Here is a 16,154-nt window from a genome sequence, read left to right on the forward strand (position 1 = left end):
ATTTTACGCTCAAACGGTGGCGGACGCCGCAGACGTCGGCGAGGTCTCCTCAACGAGAACTTGTCGCAGCCGTGCTTCCTGTTCCGGTGAAAGCGAGGTGCGCAACAGCCGCGCATGCTCGCCCTTGAATTCGGCGAGGACCTTCTCGGGCTGAACCTTGCGGATCAGCAGGAAGAGCGCGGAACTATGCACCGGAATGGTTTCGGCGAGCTTTTCGATGAGGCCGTCATCGATGCCGTAATCGGCCATCGATCCGGCGAGAGCACCGGAGCCGGCACCGATCGCACCGCCGACCACCAGGCCCGCAAGAGGATTGAGGAAGATCAGGCCAACGAGCGAGCCCCATAACGCACCCGAAAGACCGCCGCTTGCGGCACCGGCAGCGGTCAGATTGACACTCTGCTTGAGACGGACCTTACCGGATTCGTCGCGAATGGCGATAACGGCATCTTCCAGATCGATCAGATATTCCTTCTCGAGCTGAACGAGACGATTAAGGATAGCATCCGCCTTATCGGCATCATCGAAACCAAGCACTATGAGTTCTGACATCGAAATCCTCCGGGTGGTGTTGTCGAGACAAGAAGTAGGGCATCGGGCCGACTAGTGAACAGCCGTGCTGATCAACCGGTAAGGATGAGTAGCATTGAACTGCGAGATCATTGCGACAGCCTGCTGCAGCAATTCTTCCGCTTGTTCGGGATTGTCGCGCGCCAGTTCGTCGGCATGGATGCGGATCGCTTGCGCCATATTGGTGGAAAGCGCCGCAAATTGCTGATTGCCTTCGACGAGAGCCTCGCGTGCGTTGCCCTCCAGCGTCCGGGCGGCGTCGATGAGGATTTCCTCGCGCTCTTCGACGGTGAGGTCTTCGATGGTTCTGGTTCTATCTTCCATTTTGGTCACTCCTAACAGACGTGATTGCAGCCGAGCTCATAAAGCCTCGACTGCTACTCACGTAGGAAGACGTAAATTCGGGTTCAAGGTTCCCTTCTACTCATCCCGCCGGCCGCGAAACCTTGTCATTACGCCCCAGCCGATACGGAACAATGCGGCTGCCGTACGGTTTGATTGATATGGCCCGGCCGCCTTTTCACGCGGAAAAGCTCCCGGCCCTGCTGCATTCGACATGACGCGAGATCTTACGGATCAGACGAACAGGAAAATCGACATGACGGACACGCAACAAGACAAAGGCCATGCAAGGACCGAGCATGACGCTACGCATCATGGCATCGGATCCGTTCCGGCCGACCAGACCAAAGGCGAGATCGACGCGACGTCGGAGCACGTCAAGGAGCGCACTCCCGACGACCTGCCCAATATCGAAGCGGAGAAGGAGGCCGTGCGCCAGCACGACGATGCCTTTGTCGTAAAGAGCGATCTCGAAGATGCGGATGAGCGTGAGGCTGCACCAGGAACCCGCGAGCAGCCGTAGGCTTCATCGGGATGATTTCACCCGCTCCATCCTTTTGCAATCAAGAACAGGAGACAGCCATGACCGAGACCGACGAAAACGCCCGCGTTTGGGAGCTGGTCGACAAGATCGGCTTTTGCATGTTGACCACGCAAATATCCGGCAGCCTGCGCGCCCGGCCGATGGCGGCGCATCCGGAGCCAATTGAAAATGCAATCTATTTCCTGACGGATGTTGCGGGCCACAAGGATGAGGAGATCGCCCGCTGGCCGAATGTCTGCCTCGCCTTTGCCGACACCAGGGGTCAGAAATATGTTTCGATATCCGGAACGGCTGAAGTCAGCAACGACCGCGAACGCGTCAGGGATCTCTGGTCCACGGGCGCCAGGGCCTGGTGGGATAGTGCCGATGATCCTTCGATCCGTGTTTTGAAGGTAACACCTGTCTTCGCCGAATATTGGGATAGCCCCGGCAGCATCATCAGCTACATCAAGATGGCGGCCGCCGCAGTCTCGAATAGAAGACCCGACATGGGCGACAATGTAAAGGTCGAGCTTTAGCCTTTAGCTGGAGCCATGCCGCGCATAGATGGCGACATGGCTTGCCTCAAGCCCTGAGAAGGGCGCGAATTGCTATTCTTCCCATTCCTCGTCATCGGCGGAAAGCAGATCCACCAGCGCTGCCACCTTGCCGTCTGGCAGATGGCGGCCTTCGCCGATCAAAGCCTCATCGCTGTTGACCCAAGCCCATGCCTCGGACAGTTCCGTCGGCGTTGCACCTGTCGCAACGATATCAGCGATAAGGGTCTCGTCTACAGGGCCGAGTACGGAGGTGACGTCTTGTGAAGTCAATATCATGTCCTGCTCCTCTTCCTGTTTGTCAGACCATGAGCATCCCTCGAATATAGAAACTTAGGGATAAACTTCCACCCGTGACCAGGCCGCGTCAGTATGAAATATCTCCATCAATCGATTGAAATATCTGGGAAAAGATCCCGCTCGCCGGCAAAGGAAAATCTTGCCGGTGAGGGAGGTCGTTTGCATATCGCTGCCGCGGTTCGCCGAAATATGGGGCGCCAGCTTTGAAAAGCGCAGGAGATCAAAGCGGTGTTACGTGGGGAAAGCGCTTACTCCGCAGCCACAGCAACAGCATCCCGAGTTTCCTCAAGCGCACGCACCAGCGGAATGACGTGCTTGCCGAAATATTCGACCTCCTCCTGGAAATGCAGGAAGCCGAGAAGGATCAGATCGGCACCCGCCTGCTTCAGAGCGATAATGCGCTCGGCAACCTGCTGCGGTGTGCCGATCAGGTTAGAGCGGAAACCGTCATTATACTGCACCAGATCTTCGAAGCTGGATTTCGCCCAATTGCCCTCGCCTTCCGGTGAAGCCTTGCCGGCATTCTTCACCTCGTGCCCGAAGGCCTTGACGGCATCGGGATTGGCTTTCTCGACAATCTCGGCAAGAACCGCCTTGGCCTCCTCTTCCGTCTCGCGCACGATCGCGAAGGCGTTGACGCCGATGCGCACATGATGGCCGTTCGCTTTTGCCTTGGATTGGATATCGTCCACCTGCTTGGCAATCTCCTCGGGCGTGTTGCCATTGGTGAAATACCAGTCGGATACGCGCGAGGCCATGTCGCGGGCCGCACGCGACGAGCCACCCTGGAAAATTTCCGGCTGCGGATCGATCGGCTTCGGCTTCAGCGAATAATCGGTAAACCGATAGAAATCGCCACGGAAAGTGAAGCTGTCTTCGGTCCAGATGCCGCGCAGCGCCCGGATGAACTCCTCCGAGCGGCGGTAGCGCTCGTCATGATCGAGCCAGTGCTCGCCGATGGCCGCGAACTCGCCGCGAAACCAGCCGCTGACGATATTGACGGCGACGCGGCCGTTGGTCAGGTGGTTGATGGTGGCGATCTGCTTCGCTGCCAGCGCCGGCGTCCATGGCCCGGGCAGGATTGCCGCAATGACTTTCAATTTCGTCGTCGATTCCAGCAGGGCATGGCTGAAGGAAACGGATTCATGCTGAAACTCCGCGCCGTAGCCCGCCGTGAAGCGTATCTGGCTCAGCGCATAGTCGAAACCACTCGCCTCGGCGATCTGCGCAAGCTTTCTGTTGTAGTCGATCGTCCAGCTCGTGCGCTGCTCGATGTTCGAGATGACCAACCCGCCCGACACATTCGGCACCCAATAGGCGAATTTCAAAGCGTCTCTGTTCGCATCGCTCATTGATATCTCCCGGTTTGAATTGTCCTCTGCCGAGTACAAGGATGAAGATTCCAACCCATTGCGATTACATTCTATAGATTCTCTAGATTATCGAACAAACCTATCCCAAGTTTCAGCTGTTTTGCGAAAAAGCTGCGTTGCGAACCTCGCCCGATGGGGACGATGACGTGACAAGGAAGCTTGGGGCCCAAAGGTGGAACGGCCGTCGAAGGCCATAATGCAGCCGCAAAGCGCGCAAATCAAAGCGCCGCCGTCCCCATACCTGATCGGACAATCGACCCGAGATCGCATAGGTCTCGAGCTGTCAGAATGTTGGGCCGGCTCCGCCGTTCTTCAGCGTGAAATAAGCAAAGGCTGCTACGAAAAATGCAATGATGGCCAAAATCGCCAGCAAACGCTTGAGCCAGGGAGGCGTTTGTCTCGGCGGTTTCGGCTTCGGACGGCGTTCAAACTTGATGACATTATCGGACATGACAATCGATTAGCGAAGATCAAATGGTTTGCCAATCCTGTACGAACGCCAACGATGTGACGTTTCCGCCATCGGCCAGATTAAATGCTCCATTCATCCAAACTCTCAATCTTGTCCGCTACGCTTCGGGGTGGCGGATAGTCGATTGAAGCTCACACATCCCGAAGGTGCCTTCTTGAATATCCTCAATAAAATTCGCCCCTGGAGCCCGCAGCAGCGTGCATTGATCGTCCCCTTCCCGGCAGAACAGGATCTGGCCGAACGCAAATCCGCGGCAACCAGCGCCGACGGCCCGATTGTGGCGTTTTTTACCGAAGGCAGTTTTTACGAACAGGAAAAGGAGCGTATGGCCCATTCGGCGGAGCGGATCGGGCTGAAGGTACATGCAACGGCAGTGCCCAGCGCCGGCAGCTGGGTACTGAATGCCGGGCTGAAACCCGGCTTCCTTCTGCAGGAAAGGGCGAGGCTGCGCGGGCCTATTCTTTATGTCGACGTCGATGCAGTCTTCCACCGCAATCCCTGGCAAGAGCTTCGTAAACTCGAATGCGATATTGCAGTCTACTATGAGTTCGATGCCCGTCTTATCAGCGCGACGATTCTCATCAACGACACGCCCGGCGCGGCGGAGCTCATCGAGCGCTGGCGGGAAGGATGTCTTGCCAAGCCTGACGTGTGGGATCAGGTGGTTCTGGAGGAAATCATCGCCGAGGACGCAGCGAGCGCGAAGCCCCAATTCCGTGTAGCCAGACTGCCTGCGTCATTCTGCTGGATATTCGATCGGGTCGAGAATGGTGCCGTCAGCGAGGTCTTCATCGAACAGCTCCAGGCAAGCCGCGAGGCGACCAAGCGCAAACGCTGGTTTGGCCGCATCGGCAAACGGCTGAAGCGCCGTCGCGATCGTGTCGAGGAAATCGAGCGCGTCCTAAACGGTGACAATTAGGGCACGCTTCGAACGAGCCTGCCACACGATCAAACCTGAATCACAGCATGTCGCCCAGCGTCCAATGATTGTTCCATCGCGCATCGATCTCATCCTCGACATTCTGATAGCGAATATCGGTGGAAAGGCGCAGTCTGCGCTGGCCGTCCTGATTGGTGGTGGCGGCGTGGATCATGAACGGTGAATGGAGCATGACGTCGCCCGCCTCATAATCGGCGACCAGCCAGCGCGTGTCGAAGCGCTCAGCCATGCCAGGCAGATCTTTCGAAACCCAGCCACCCTCCGTCATATTGCGGTTGAACGCGCTGACACGCTCTTCGGGGCTGAGGTCCCTGTTCTTTTCGCCAAACTCCCGCTCCATCTCTAGGCCGATTGCGTGCGATCCCTCCAGATAGGTCAGTCCGCCCATTTCAACCGGGATATCGCCGATCGGTATCCATGCCGTGACGATCCGGCTGGTGCCGCCCCGAAGATAGACCAGATCATAATGCGCCGGCGTCGCCGTCGCCGTTCCCGGCCGCACATGGCGCATGATCTTGCGCTTATGCAGATAGGAGATGCCCGAGAGGAATGCATCCATGAAGCGCGAAAGACGCGGCTGCGCGCAGAAGCCCTCATAGGCGACCGAGCGCACGAGCGACATCAGGCAACGATCGACCTCTCTGCCTTCCGGCGCCGAAGCGGACGATATCCCATCCCTCGGATCCGTTCCCTTCTCGACCAGCCCCGTCTTCGCCATGTGACTGAAGACCCAGCCGCGAAAATCGATCACGTCCTTGCGCGGCAGAAATCCCTTGAGCCACACATAGCCGTTCTCCTCGTAGAGCGTGCGGATTGCCTCAACACCGATGCACGGATCGGTCGGGGTGAGATAACCGAGCCGATGGGGCGCGGTGGAGAGAACCTTTCCATTGGCAACAAGGTTAAGTGCACTTTTGTCGGAAAGGACGCTCTGCATGGGAATCGACATTTCACTCGCCTACGGTTTGATTTGATTGCCCATTGAATCTAGCAGCCAGCGATGCTTCACTACATGGACGAAAGTGATACTGGACTTTTCGCTCACCATGACATCGACAACACATGCCATCTACCGCTCGCCACTTGCCTCCACCGGAGGACTGGCCGTCACCGGCAGCGGCAGGCAGCATGCCATGCATGCCGTTAAAGCACGGAAGCTGCCGAGCTATGCGGTGGTGCTCGTCGAAAGCGGCCAAGGCTTTCTCGAAACGGATGCCGGCGGCCGCAGAAGCGTGAAAGGCCCGGCGCTCTTTTGGCTCTTCCCGAACCGCCAGCACTCTTATGGTCCCGATGCGCAAGGCTGGAGTGAGCGATGGGCGCTTTTCGAAGGCTCTCTCGTGCGCGACTTCCTGCGACTGCGCCTCATCAGCGAGCAGAATCCGCTTACCACCCTTCGTAATCTCGATAATGTGCAGCGTCTCTTCGGCTCCATCCACGACGACCTTATCGAAGACACCAACCTATCAAGAGCAGCTGCTTCATCCGCTCTTCATCAGATCGTCATTCTGGCTGCACGGCAGGCGAGCCAGATCGCTCCCTCTCCTCGGCAAGGCTCGGATATCGGCGAGATCATCGAGGCTCTTCGCCAAAGAGCAACAGAAGCTCTCGACATGGCGGCTTTTGCAGCTGAATGCGGCATGTCGCCCGCCACGCTGCGCCGAAAAATTTCGGCGGAAGTCGGGTTGCCGCCGAAGGGGTTTCAGCTTCGCGTGCGCATGGACCGTGCAAAGGAGTTGCTGACGATGACGGATGACAAGATCGAGATCATCGCCTCAAAAGTCGGATTCGATGATCCGTTCTACTTCTCCCGGCTGTTCCATGAGCGCGAAAACTGCACGCCGCGCGATTTTCGCGCCCGCTACCGGAGAAGCTGATCGATCAAGATAGGCCGAACACGTCGCAACGGCCCTTGTCAAGCCGCATCATTCCCCGACGGCGCTCGCTCCAAATTCCGGCGCCGCCAGGCCGCCGGTGCCTCCCCCACCCGCTTGCGAAAAAAGCGTGAGAAATAGGCGGGATCTTCAAAGCCTACTTCACGACCAATATCCTCGACGGAGCGGATGGTGAACATCAGCAGACGCTTGGCTTCCAGCAGCCGCCGGTCCAAAAGCATCTCCTTGACACTGTGCCCGAACACCTCGCGCGCCGCCTTATCGAGCAGATGCGGCGTCGTGGCGAGCAGGTCGACATAGGTGCCGACCGGCCAATCGCTCTTGTAATGGCGGTCTATGGCGCTGCGTAGCGCCAAGGCAAGCGTCACGGTCGGTGAAGCTGAAGGCAGCGCCGCGCTGCCGCCAAGCCGGTTCATCAGCGACAGCACGACGCCGATCAGCCCCAGCATGACTTTTTCGCTTTGGCCGCCGCGCTCGCGATATTCGGCGCTGACCATTTGCAGCAGCGTGTCGATCTTTTGCCAGGAAGGATCGCCCGGCCGTGCCGTCAGAAAGGTCGGCACGTCAAGGCTTAGATCCACCTGAGGTACCAAAGCCTTTAAAGTATCGTCCGATATCGAGACGACGATGGCATCGGACTGATCGTCGACATCGAATCCATGAATGATGTTACTCGGCACGAAGCTGATCGTCGGAGCGGAAAAATTCCAAGTCCGATCCTCGATCCGGTAGCGACCGTCGCCCTTGTACCAATAGGTGATCTGCCCCATCAACGGGTGTTTATGAGACGCGACATGCCCAAAATGCAGCGTTTTGCGGTCCATGACCGTTTCCACGTGCAGAAATCCGACGTCAAGCGCCCGGCTCGGCACGCCATAGACAAAGAAATTCGGGATTTCGTTCTTCTGCGACATGCCGGAAAAAGTACCAGCGAATTGCCCCCTTTGTCCATGGTCGCGCCGAGGGTTCGGACGTAGCATTGATCATGATCTCAAGGGAGGAATACGAGATGCGAGCTGAAGATCACCGCAGCGACAAGACCCGTCCGTTTACCGGCGCCGAATATCTGGAAAGCCTGCGCGATGGCCGCGAAGTCTATATCAATGGCGAGCGCATCGCTGATGTGACTGCGCATCCCGCCATGCGCAACTCCGTCCGCTCACTCGCCCGCATGTACGACGCGCTGCATGACGAAAAGACTAAGGAACGTCTGACCTCGCCGACGGATACGGGATCGGGCGGCTATACCCACAAATACTTCCGAGTGGCGAAATCTTCCGCCGAGCTTGTGGCACAGCAGGGCGCCATCGCCGATTGGGCGCGCATGTCCTATGGCTGGATGGGCCGCACCGCAGATTACAAGGCGGCCCTTATGAATACACTCGGCGCTAATGCCGACTGGTACGGCCCGTTCAAGGACAATGCGCTTTCCTGGCATAAGCGCGCGCAGGAATCCGTGCTCTTCATGAACCATGCGATCGTCAATCCGCCGATCGACCGCCACAAGCCCGCCGATGCCGTCAAGGATGTCTTCGTCCACATTACCAAGGAGACCGATGCTGGCATCTATGTCTCCGGTGCCAAGGTGGTGGCGACATCCTCCGCACTGACCCACTATAATTTCCTCGCCCAGAGTTCGGCGACGGTCACGGAAGACCCGTCGCTCTCTGTCATGTTCATCGTTCCGATGAATGCGCCTGGCATTAAGATGTTCTGCCGCGTCTCCTATGAGCAGACCGCCAATACTGTGGGACATCCCTTCGACTATCCGCTGTCGTCACGCTTCGATGAGAACGACGCCATTCTGGTGCTCGACAATGTCTTCGTGCCCTGGGAGGATGTGCTTGTGCTGCGCGACGCGGCAAAGATCCTCTCCTTCCACCCCGCTTCGGGCTTCATGCATGGCTATTGCTTCCAGGGCTGCACGCGTTTCGCCGTGAAGCTCGATTTCATCGCCGGATTGCTGGCTAAGGCGCTGCGCGCGACCGGCGGCGATGCCTTCCGCGGCAATCAGGCGGCACTTGGCGAGGTCATCGCACTTCGCCACATGTTCTGGTCCTTCTCTAATGCCATGGCCTACAATCCGCAGCCCTGGGCGAATGGCGCGGTGCTGCCAAACATGGAAGCGGCCCTCTCCTACCGCACCTTCATGTCAGAGGCCTATCCCCGCGTCATCGAAACGGTCCGCAAAGTCATCGCGTCCGGGCTGATCTATCTGCCTTCCTCGGCCAAGGATTTCGGTAATCCGGAGATCGACCGCTACCTCGCGCAATATGTACGCGGTTCCAACGACATGGGTCATATCGAGCGCATCAAGATCATGAAGCTGCTGTGGGACGCCACCGGCACCGAGTTCGGCGGACGCCATGCCCTTTACGAGCTCAACTATGCCGGCGCGCCGGAGGAAGTCCGCCTGCAGGTGCTGAAGGGTGCCGAGCGCGGCGGCCGGCTGAAGGAAATGGAAGCGCTCGTCGATCAGTGCATGAGCGATTACGACGAGAATGGCTGGACCGGAGATACGTGGTTGCCGCCTTTGGGTGACACCTCCCCCGTCCGCAACGCCGCCGAGTGAGGACGTTGCCATGGAGGAGCAACTCTCGAAAACAGAATTTCGCAACGCCATGGCCAGGGTTTGCGCACCGGTGAATGTCATCACCACCAACGGCCCCGCCGGCCGCGGCGGCTTTACCGCCACCGCCATGTGCAGCGTCACCGACGAACCGCCGACGCTGCTGGTCTGCATGAACAGCCGCTCGGCGCAAACTAGCCTCTTCCTCGATAATCGCCGCTTCTGCGTCAATGTTCTGACGCAGGAGCACAAGGAACTGGCCGGTTATTTCGCCGGCCAACGCGCCGACATGGAAGAGCGCTACGCCGCCGCGGAATGGATCAACTTCCGCTCTGGCAGCCAGGCGCTTTCCGATGCCATCGTCTCCTTCGATTGCCGGCTGACGGAAGCGCGCTTGGTCGGCACGCACCATATCTTTATCGGCGAAGTGATGGATATCCGCAGCCGCAAGGATGGGCATGCGCTGCTCTATTTCGACCGCAACTATGTGCATGTGCCGACCCAGACGGGGAGCTTCGGCGGCTAGGTGCCGCAGGAACAGCTATCGATCGTGGGAGCAAAAAAGGGGGCCGGCGATAACGCGGCACCCCTTCTTGCGTAATAAAACAATCTGTCAGAGCTGAATCCAGGCCGTCTTCAGATCGACATACTTGTCGAGCGCATGCAGCGATTTGTCGTGGCCATTGCCGGATTGTTTGACGCCACCAAGTGGTACGCTGTTATCGGCACCGCCATAGGTATTGACATGCACCACGCCGGCGCGGATGCCCCGGACCATTCGATGAGCCTGCGACAGGTTCGATGTCCAGACGGCCGAGGCAAGGCCATATTCCGTGGCATTGGCGATCCGCAGGGCCTCTGCTTCACCTTCAAAGGGAATGATCGACAGGATCGGCCCGAAGACCTCTTCCCGCGCCAGGGTCATCGACGGCTTCACGTCGAATACGGTCGGCCGCATGTAATAACCGCCCGTCTCCTCGAGAATACGCGAACCACCAGTGCGCAACGATGCACCCTCCGACAGCGCCTGCGAGACGTAGCCAAGATCCTTCTTCAGCTGGATCTCGCTGGAAATCGCCCCTGCCTCCGTCGTCAGCTGCAGGGGATCGCCGGCTTTCATGCTTTCGGCGATGCGAGCCACCTTCTCGGAGAAGGCTTCATGAATCGACTTCTCCACAAGCAACCGGGAGCCGGCGACACAGACCTGGCCGGAATTGCGGAAGATGCCATAGGCGGAAACCTTGGCCGCATGATCGAGATCGGGCGCATCGGCAAAGACGATGTTCGGCGACTTGCCGCCAAGCTCCAGATAGACGCGCTTCAGGTTAGAACGCGCCGAATATTCCAGGAGCCGCCGCCCGACAGGGCCGGAACCGGTGAAGGCAAGCACATCGACCTCCATGTGCAGCCCCAGCGCCTCGCCGCAGACCGCACCTCGGCCAGTCACGACGTTGAGCACGCCTTCGGGCAATCCCGCTTCGGCGCAAATTTCGGCGAGCCTGAGCAGCGTCAGCGACGCGCCCTCGGCCGGCTTCAGCACGACGGAATTGCCTGCGGCGAGCGCCGGTGCGATCTTCCAGGCGCCGATCATCATCGGAAAATTCCACGGTACGATAGCGGCAACGACACCGATGGCTTCGCGGTGGACCAGACCGAGAATATTCTCCGCCGTCGGCGCGATCTCCCCATAAACCTTGTCGATCGCCTCGGCATAGTAACGGAACGTGCCTGCGGCGCTGCCGGGCTCGGCCTTCAGCGCCATCGAGATTTCAGTGCCGTTGTCGCGCACGCCGAGGACGGCGAGCTCGAGCGCGTTCTTCTCAATCAGTTCGGCAATCTTCAGCAGCACTTTCTTGCGTTCGGCCGGTGCCGCCTTCGACCAGCTGCCCTTTTCGAACGCCTGCCGCGCGGCCTTGACCGCGAGATCGACATCCTCCGTGCCGGCGTCAGCAATCGTGGTCAGCTTTGTTCCATCGATCGGCGAAATGACGTCCATGGCGGCTCCGCTGATCGGCTGGCGCCAGGCACCTGCGATGAACAATGCCTGCGGCGAAACGGATAATGTCCGGAGCTGGTCGATCTTGTCCTGCATCTCATTCTCTCACAAAGAGGGTGGCGGGGTCCTCCGCCACCGCGATTGGAACTCAAGCTTCCTGGCCGGCGCCGAGGCGGGCATAGCCGGCCGCATCCGACGACTTCAGGCGAGCCGCCGCGATGAAGCCGATGATCCCTGCGAGCAGCACGAGCCCCGGCAAGACCACGGCCAGCACGCCATTGGCGCCGGCAATCGCGCCGAAATTCGCCGAGATATAATAGACGAGCGCCAAAAGGATCAGACCCGTCAAGATGGGCAGCACCTTGATCGCGAGCACATTGCGCTCAAGTCCCGGATTGCAGCTGAAGAACACCACGATCGAGAAGGCTGTAAACGCCATCAGCAGGATGATCGCCAGCGTCGCGACATTGGTGAGCCAAGAGAAGAGCGCCAGCACCGGATCCTGACCCGTCACCGCAAAGAGCGCGACGACGAGCACGGCAATAACGGTCTGGATGATCGAGCCGACATGCGGGCTCTGGAAGACTGGATGCGTGACGCCGACCGATTTTGGCAGCAAGCCTTCGCGGCCAGCAACATACATGTAGCGGGCAACGCCATTGTGAAAGGCGAGAATGCCGGCAAACAGGCTGGTGATGAAGAGCACGCTCATGACAACGGTGATCCAGTGGCCGACATAGCGTTCGGCGAGGCCGAAGAGGAACGTCGTGGGATCGGCAAGACCCTGCAGGGTCGGGACGAGCTTGTCGACACCAGCGCCGGTCACCATCAGCCAGGACGTCAGCATATAGAAGAGGCCGATGATGAGAACGGAAATATAGGTCGCGCGCGGCACGGTCTTTTCCGGTTCGCGAGCTTCTTCGCTGTAGATAGTGGTCGCTTCGAAGCCGATGAAGGCGGCAAAGCAGAATAGGAGACCCACGGCCGGCGTTCCGCTCCAGAAGGCGGTCGGCGTGAACGGCGCGGCCGTCAAACCGGTATCGCCACCCTTGATGAAGATCGCAGCATCGATGACGAGCACGACGAGATATTCGAGAATAACGAGCACCGTCAGCACTTTCGCCGACAGATCCACACGGCGGTAGCCGAAGACGGCGACGAAGGCGATGCCGATGAAGCTCCAGACCCACCAGGGAAGATCGAGACCGAGCTGCTCGGCAAAGAAGCCTTTGGTCGCCGCACCGAAAAGCCCGAGAACCCCGACCTGCATGGCATTATAGGCGAGGATCGCGATCAGTGCAGCGGCACCGCCCATCAAGCCGCCAAGGCCCTGGGCCGTATAGGCATAGAAGGCGCCGGCATTGCGAATGTGACGCGCCATGGCGACATAGCCGACCGCAAACAGCAGCAGAATACCCGTCACCAGCAGAAAGGTCAGCGGAATGCCTGGCCCGTTGCCGAGCATCATCGAAAGCGGCACGCCGCCGGCCACCGCCGTCAGCGGTGCGGCAGCCGACACCACGAGGAAGGTCACGGCACCGACGCCGAGACTGTTCTTGCGCAGCTGGTTGTCAGCCGCACCTTGCGAATTTTGCGTGTTCATCTGCGTTCGTTCCCCTTGTTTAAGAACATCCGATCATCGCCGCGATTGCACGCGTGCGACCTCCACCAAAAACCGGACTGACGATCGGGGCCTATGTTTTGTTGATCTTACCGCCGTCAGCGCTTATGGTTCATTATTTGAACCACAGCTTCAAATACAGACTTGCAAACATTGCCGGCCTCTGTCAAGTTATTTCGCATGTTAAGTATCTTGGGTCGCTGCTATCGTGCCGCGGCGCAGGGTCAACAGGCTGATTTGACGGGAAGCCCCGGCTGGACGCGTAGAATCAGACCCTGACCAACCCAAGAGGAGGAATAATGAGCACGATCGGAAAGGCGCTGGCATTGCTGGATACTCTGTCACGGCTGGACAAGGAGGCGGGTCTGACCGACATCGCCCGCCTCTGCGCGCTGGACAAGGCGACGGCACGACGCTTTCTCGTGGAGCTGGAAAAACACGGCTTCGTCGAGCAGGATCCAGAGACGCGCCGCTACCGCATCGGCTCGGCACCGGTTCGCCTCGCCCGTATCCGGGAAGCGCGCTTTCCCTTCCTGCGGGTCGCAATCCCCTTCATCAGGACACTTGCCGAATCCTCGATCGAGACCGTGCATCTGTCCGAATTTTCGGGCGGGCAGCTTTCTACCATTCATGTTGAAGACTCACCGCGCGCCCACCGCATCATCGTCGATGTCGGAAGCCTCCTTCCCTTTCATGCGACGGCATCAGGCCTCGCCTTTCTGGCCTTCTGCCCACCCGTGGAAATCGACGAAGCGCTTAAAAAGCCGCTGGAAAAATTTACCGACCACACCGTCACCGACCCCCAATTGCTGCATAAAATGCTCGATGAAACCGCTGCACGGGGCTTTTCCGTCATTGACCAAGGTCTCGAGGTCGGCGTCATCAGCACGGCGGCACCGGTGCGCACGCCGAGCGGCCGCCCGATCGGTTGCGTGGCAATCGCCGCCCCGCTCTCTCGCACCACGAAGGCTACCATCCAGGAATTCGGCGCGCAGGCCGCCGCCACGGCCAGCACGATCTCAGAAAAATACTACGGGTCGGAAAGACCCACGGGAACCATTGCGAAACTCAGGAGGACGGATTGATGAGCCCGGAGGCTCCCTCACCGCGGATACTCGTCATCGGAACCGGTGACACCAAATGCGACGAACTGCAATTCATGGCGTCCGTCATCAAGCAAGCCGGCGGCCAGCCGGTCATGATGGATGTGAGCATTCTCGGCGACCCACCTTACAGCCCCGATTATTCCAAACATGACATTGCGAAGGCTGCCGCAACGACAATCGAAGCCATTACCGAAAGCGGCGACGAAAACAGCGCCATGGCGGCTATGGCGAAGGGTGCGTCGGCCCTGACCCTCCGCCTCTATGACGATGGACTAATCGACGGCATTATCGTGCTCGGTGGCTCTATGGGCACGGATCTGGCGCTCGATGTCGCTGCCGTCCTGCCGCTCGGCGTGCCGAAATTCGTGGTTTCGACCATTGCCTACTCCCACCTCATACCGCCCGAACGCATCGCGCCCGATCTTATGATGATCCTGTGGGCTGGCGGTCTCTATGGTCTCAACAGCATCTGCCAGTCGGTTCTTTCCCAGGCCTGCGGCGCAGTGGTCGGCGCTGCAAAGCACGGCACCAAGCCCGATCGCGAACGTCCCCTCGTCGGCATGACCTCCCTTGGCTCCTCCTGCCTGAAATATATGAAATATCTGCGGCCAGAGCTGGAAAAGCGCGGCTACGACGTCGCCGTGTTTCATTCGACCGGCATGGGCGGACGGGCCTATGAAGCGATCGCCTCGAAGGGTGGCTTTGCCGCCGTCTTCGACTTCTGCATCCAGGAAGTCAGCAATCATCATTATAGCAGTGTCGTCACCTCTGGGCCCGATCGTCTCGAAAACGCCGGTCGCGCCGGCATTCCGCAGATCGTCGCACCTGGCGCGATCGACATGGTCGATCTTCAGGCATGGCAAGCCCTGCCAGAGATCTTTGTGGATCGCCCGTATCACGCCCATAACCGGCTGATCGGGTCGGTAACGACATCGCCGGAAGGGCGGCGTGCAGTCGCCCGTGTGATCGGAGAAAAACTGCGGCGCGCTGAAGCGAAGGTCGCCTTCCTCCTGCCGACTGAAGGCTTGCAGGAATGGGACAAGCCGGATGAACCCTTGCATGATCCAGAGGGCCTCGACGCCTTCCTCGACGAAATGCGCCGAGCCGTTCCGCCCAGCGTTACGCTGCAGGAGGTCGATGCGCATATCAACGCCCCGGCCTTCTCGACCGCTGCCCTTGCCATCTTCGATCGATGGGTTGCCGAAGGCGTCATTCCGGAGGGGCGGCCATGAGCCAAGACCGCGCGCTTATCCTCGACTTCGGTGGTGTCGTTACCCGCACCCTGTTCGAAACCCATGATATCACCGAGCGCACACTCGGCCTTCCCAAGGGATCGCTGACGTGGCGCGGCCCGTTCGACACGACGACGGACCCGCTTTGGGTCGAAATGCAGAACCGCGAGATCACCGAACGCGACTATTGGCTGAAGCGCACGAAGGAAGTCGGCAAGCTGGTCGGCGAAAACTGGACGGACATGCAGACCTTCGTGCGCCGGGCGCGCGGCGCCGAGCCGGAGCTGGTTCTGCGGCCAGAAGCCCGCGACGCCATCCTGCGCACCAAGGAGGCCGGCCTCAAGCTGGCAATCCTGTCGAACGAACTCGACCTTTTCTATGGCGTCGAATTCCGTCAGCGCTTTCCGCTGATCGAGCTTTTCGACGTCATCGTCGATGCCACCTACACGAAGATCCTGAAACCCGATCCCCGCGCCTACGAGCTCGTCCTTGCCGAGCTCAACCTCCCGCGCGAGGCCTGCGTCTTCGTCGACGACCAGAAGAAGAACATCGAGGGCGCCGAAGCCGTGAGCTTGCCTCACGTGCATTTCGACGTGACCCGCCCTGCCGAAAGCTATGCCCGCGCACTTGCGATGCTGGGGCTCTGAACCAAGAGGAATTT

The 16,154-nt window shown here is 59.3% G+C and carries 18 protein-coding genes; 9 read left to right on the forward strand and 9 right to left on the reverse strand.

The genetic code is table 11. From position 1 onward, the window contains the following. Positions 1 to 9: 9 nt before the first annotated feature. Together FBZ99_RS20945 and FBZ99_RS20950 are read right to left on the reverse strand one after the other, a co-directional pair. Positions 10 to 552 carry a DUF1269 domain-containing protein gene (locus tag FBZ99_RS20945; RefSeq protein WP_113350918.1) on the reverse strand — a complete coding sequence of 181 codons (543 nt, stop codon included), beginning with the start codon at positions 550 to 552 and terminating at the stop codon, positions 10 to 12. 51 nt (positions 553 to 603) lie between these two features. Then, positions 604 to 894, reverse strand: a complete 291-nt coding sequence (locus tag FBZ99_RS20950; RefSeq protein WP_113350917.1) for a hypothetical protein — start codon at positions 892 to 894, stop codon at positions 604 to 606. 274 nt (positions 895 to 1,168) lie between these two features. Between FBZ99_RS20950 and FBZ99_RS20955 the strand changes: the two genes are divergently transcribed. Further along, positions 1,169 to 1,435 carry a hypothetical protein gene (locus FBZ99_RS20955; RefSeq protein ID WP_233788653.1) on the forward strand — a complete coding sequence of 89 codons (267 nt, stop codon included), beginning with the start codon at positions 1,169 to 1,171 and terminating at the stop codon, positions 1,433 to 1,435. 59 nt (positions 1,436 to 1,494) lie between these two features. Continuing rightward, complete coding sequence (locus tag FBZ99_RS20960; RefSeq protein WP_113350915.1) at positions 1,495 to 1,974, forward strand: pyridoxamine 5'-phosphate oxidase family protein; 480 nt, start codon at positions 1,495 to 1,497, stop codon at positions 1,972 to 1,974. 72 nt (positions 1,975 to 2,046) lie between these two features. Here FBZ99_RS20960 and FBZ99_RS20965 read toward each other — a convergent pair whose 3' ends face one another. From FBZ99_RS20965 to FBZ99_RS33200, 3 genes are all read right to left on the reverse strand, one after another. Continuing rightward, the gene (locus tag FBZ99_RS20965; protein ID WP_113329267.1) at positions 2,047 to 2,271 is read right to left on the reverse strand and encodes a hypothetical protein; all 225 of its coding nucleotides are present in this window, start codon (positions 2,269 to 2,271) and stop codon (positions 2,047 to 2,049) included. A 269-nt stretch (positions 2,272 to 2,540) separates the two neighbouring features. Continuing rightward, positions 2,541 to 3,644 (reverse strand): dimethylsulfone monooxygenase SfnG, encoded by a 1,104-nt coding sequence (gene sfnG / locus FBZ99_RS20970; protein ID WP_113350914.1) that lies wholly within the window; start codon positions 3,642 to 3,644, stop codon positions 2,541 to 2,543. 304 nt (positions 3,645 to 3,948) lie between these two features. After that, positions 3,949 to 4,116 (reverse strand): hypothetical protein, encoded by a 168-nt coding sequence (locus tag FBZ99_RS33200; RefSeq protein ID WP_173002466.1) that lies wholly within the window; start codon positions 4,114 to 4,116, stop codon positions 3,949 to 3,951. A 145-nt stretch (positions 4,117 to 4,261) separates the two neighbouring features. Between FBZ99_RS33200 and FBZ99_RS20975 the strand changes: the two genes are divergently transcribed. Continuing rightward, positions 4,262 to 5,056 carry a putative nucleotide-diphospho-sugar transferase gene (locus tag FBZ99_RS20975; RefSeq protein ID WP_113350913.1) on the forward strand — a complete coding sequence of 265 codons (795 nt, stop codon included), beginning with the start codon at positions 4,262 to 4,264 and terminating at the stop codon, positions 5,054 to 5,056. 40 nt (positions 5,057 to 5,096) lie between these two features. Here the strand turns inward: FBZ99_RS20975 and FBZ99_RS20980 are convergent, their stop codons facing one another. Further along, positions 5,097 to 6,026: a phytanoyl-CoA dioxygenase family protein gene (locus FBZ99_RS20980; protein WP_113350912.1), complete on the reverse strand. Its 930-nt coding sequence runs from the start codon at positions 6,024 to 6,026 to the stop codon at positions 5,097 to 5,099. 97 nt (positions 6,027 to 6,123) lie between these two features. On the opposite strand from FBZ99_RS20980, the gene FBZ99_RS20985 reads away from it, so the two are divergent. Continuing rightward, a complete protein-coding gene (locus FBZ99_RS20985; protein WP_113389520.1) occupies positions 6,124 to 6,951 on the forward strand; it encodes a helix-turn-helix domain-containing protein in 828 nt (275 codons plus the stop codon). A 38-nt stretch (positions 6,952 to 6,989) separates the two neighbouring features. Here FBZ99_RS20985 and FBZ99_RS20990 read toward each other — a convergent pair whose 3' ends face one another. Continuing rightward, the gene (locus tag FBZ99_RS20990; protein ID WP_113329272.1) at positions 6,990 to 7,883 is read right to left on the reverse strand and encodes a helix-turn-helix domain-containing protein; all 894 of its coding nucleotides are present in this window, start codon (positions 7,881 to 7,883) and stop codon (positions 6,990 to 6,992) included. 95 nt (positions 7,884 to 7,978) lie between these two features. Here FBZ99_RS20990 and FBZ99_RS20995 point away from each other — a divergent pair, with 95 nt between their 5' ends. Together FBZ99_RS20995 and FBZ99_RS21000 are read left to right on the forward strand one after the other, a co-directional pair. Continuing rightward, the gene (locus FBZ99_RS20995) at positions 7,979 to 9,541 is read left to right on the forward strand and encodes a 4-hydroxyphenylacetate 3-hydroxylase N-terminal domain-containing protein (RefSeq protein WP_113329273.1); all 1,563 of its coding nucleotides are present in this window, start codon (positions 7,979 to 7,981) and stop codon (positions 9,539 to 9,541) included. 10 nt (positions 9,542 to 9,551) lie between these two features. Next, positions 9,552 to 10,064 carry a flavin reductase gene (locus FBZ99_RS21000; RefSeq protein ID WP_015342805.1) on the forward strand — a complete coding sequence of 171 codons (513 nt, stop codon included), beginning with the start codon at positions 9,552 to 9,554 and terminating at the stop codon, positions 10,062 to 10,064. Positions 10,065 to 10,151: 87 nt separating this feature from the next. On the opposite strand, the gene FBZ99_RS21005 is transcribed toward FBZ99_RS21000, so the two are convergent. Then, the gene (locus FBZ99_RS21005; protein WP_113350910.1) at positions 10,152 to 11,630 is read right to left on the reverse strand and encodes an aldehyde dehydrogenase; all 1,479 of its coding nucleotides are present in this window, start codon (positions 11,628 to 11,630) and stop codon (positions 10,152 to 10,154) included. Between the two features lie 52 nt (positions 11,631 to 11,682). Further along, complete coding sequence (locus tag FBZ99_RS21010) at positions 11,683 to 13,137, reverse strand: APC family permease (RefSeq protein ID WP_113350909.1); 1,455 nt, start codon at positions 13,135 to 13,137, stop codon at positions 11,683 to 11,685. 317 nt (positions 13,138 to 13,454) lie between these two features. Here FBZ99_RS21010 and FBZ99_RS21015 point away from each other — a divergent pair, with 317 nt between their 5' ends. Genes FBZ99_RS21015 through FBZ99_RS21025 form a run of 3 tightly spaced genes read left to right on the forward strand, consistent with a single transcriptional unit; the run spans position 13,455 to position 16,140 of the window. Then, positions 13,455 to 14,240, forward strand: coding sequence for an IclR family transcriptional regulator (locus FBZ99_RS21015; RefSeq protein ID WP_113350908.1), 786 nt, complete (start codon positions 13,455 to 13,457; stop codon positions 14,238 to 14,240). Further along, positions 14,240 to 15,493: a Tm-1-like ATP-binding domain-containing protein gene (locus FBZ99_RS21020; RefSeq protein ID WP_113350907.1), complete on the forward strand. Its 1,254-nt coding sequence runs from the start codon at positions 14,240 to 14,242 to the stop codon at positions 15,491 to 15,493. Before FBZ99_RS21015 ends, FBZ99_RS21020 begins: the two co-directional genes overlap by 1 nt. Further along, positions 15,490 to 16,140, forward strand: a complete 651-nt coding sequence (locus FBZ99_RS21025; protein WP_113350906.1) for an HAD-IA family hydrolase — start codon at positions 15,490 to 15,492, stop codon at positions 16,138 to 16,140. The genes FBZ99_RS21020 and FBZ99_RS21025 overlap by 4 nt, the downstream gene beginning before the upstream one ends. The last annotated feature ends 14 nt before the right edge of the window (positions 16,141 to 16,154 follow it).

Origin of the sequence: Rhizobium sp. ERR 1071, assembly GCF_007828675.1 — a bacterium.
GTDB lineage: Bacteria > Pseudomonadota > Alphaproteobacteria > Rhizobiales > Rhizobiaceae > Rhizobium > Rhizobium dioscoreae.

Bases quoted from the DNA above. Each gene is read 5' to 3' on its own strand.
- FBZ99_RS21020 (WP_113350907.1), top strand. From the start codon at position 14,240: ATGAGCCCGGAGGCTCCCTCACCGCGGATACTCGTCATCGGAACCGGT.
- FBZ99_RS20950 (WP_113350917.1), bottom strand. From the start codon at position 894: ATGGAAGATAGAACCAGAACCATCGAAGACCTCACCGTCGAAGAGCGC.
- FBZ99_RS20965 (WP_113329267.1), bottom strand. From the start codon at position 2,271: ATGATATTGACTTCACAAGACGTCACCTCCGTACTCGGCCCTGTAGAC.
- FBZ99_RS20980 (WP_113350912.1), bottom strand. From the start codon at position 6,026: ATGTCGATTCCCATGCAGAGCGTCCTTTCCGACAAAAGTGCACTTAAC.
- FBZ99_RS20955 (WP_233788653.1), top strand. From the start codon at position 1,169: ATGACGGACACGCAACAAGACAAAGGCCATGCAAGGACCGAGCATGAC.
- FBZ99_RS20990 (WP_113329272.1), bottom strand. From the start codon at position 7,883: ATGTCGCAGAAGAACGAAATCCCGAATTTCTTTGTCTATGGCGTGCCG.
- sfnG (WP_113350914.1), bottom strand. From the start codon at position 3,644: ATGAGCGATGCGAACAGAGACGCTTTGAAATTCGCCTATTGGGTGCCG.
- FBZ99_RS20985 (WP_113389520.1), top strand. From the start codon at position 6,124: ATGACATCGACAACACATGCCATCTACCGCTCGCCACTTGCCTCCACC.
- FBZ99_RS20945 (WP_113350918.1), bottom strand. From the start codon at position 552: ATGTCAGAACTCATAGTGCTTGGTTTCGATGATGCCGATAAGGCGGAT.
- FBZ99_RS21005 (WP_113350910.1), bottom strand. From the start codon at position 11,630: ATGCAGGACAAGATCGACCAGCTCCGGACATTATCCGTTTCGCCGCAG.
- FBZ99_RS21000 (WP_015342805.1), top strand. From the start codon at position 9,552: ATGGAGGAGCAACTCTCGAAAACAGAATTTCGCAACGCCATGGCCAGG.
- FBZ99_RS20960 (WP_113350915.1), top strand. From the start codon at position 1,495: ATGACCGAGACCGACGAAAACGCCCGCGTTTGGGAGCTGGTCGACAAG.
- FBZ99_RS21025 (WP_113350906.1), top strand. From the start codon at position 15,490: ATGAGCCAAGACCGCGCGCTTATCCTCGACTTCGGTGGTGTCGTTACC.
- FBZ99_RS21010 (WP_113350909.1), bottom strand. From the start codon at position 13,137: ATGAACACGCAAAATTCGCAAGGTGCGGCTGACAACCAGCTGCGCAAG.
- FBZ99_RS33200 (WP_173002466.1), bottom strand. From the start codon at position 4,116: ATGTCCGATAATGTCATCAAGTTTGAACGCCGTCCGAAGCCGAAACCG.
- FBZ99_RS21015 (WP_113350908.1), top strand. From the start codon at position 13,455: ATGAGCACGATCGGAAAGGCGCTGGCATTGCTGGATACTCTGTCACGG.
- FBZ99_RS20995 (WP_113329273.1), top strand. From the start codon at position 7,979: ATGCGAGCTGAAGATCACCGCAGCGACAAGACCCGTCCGTTTACCGGC.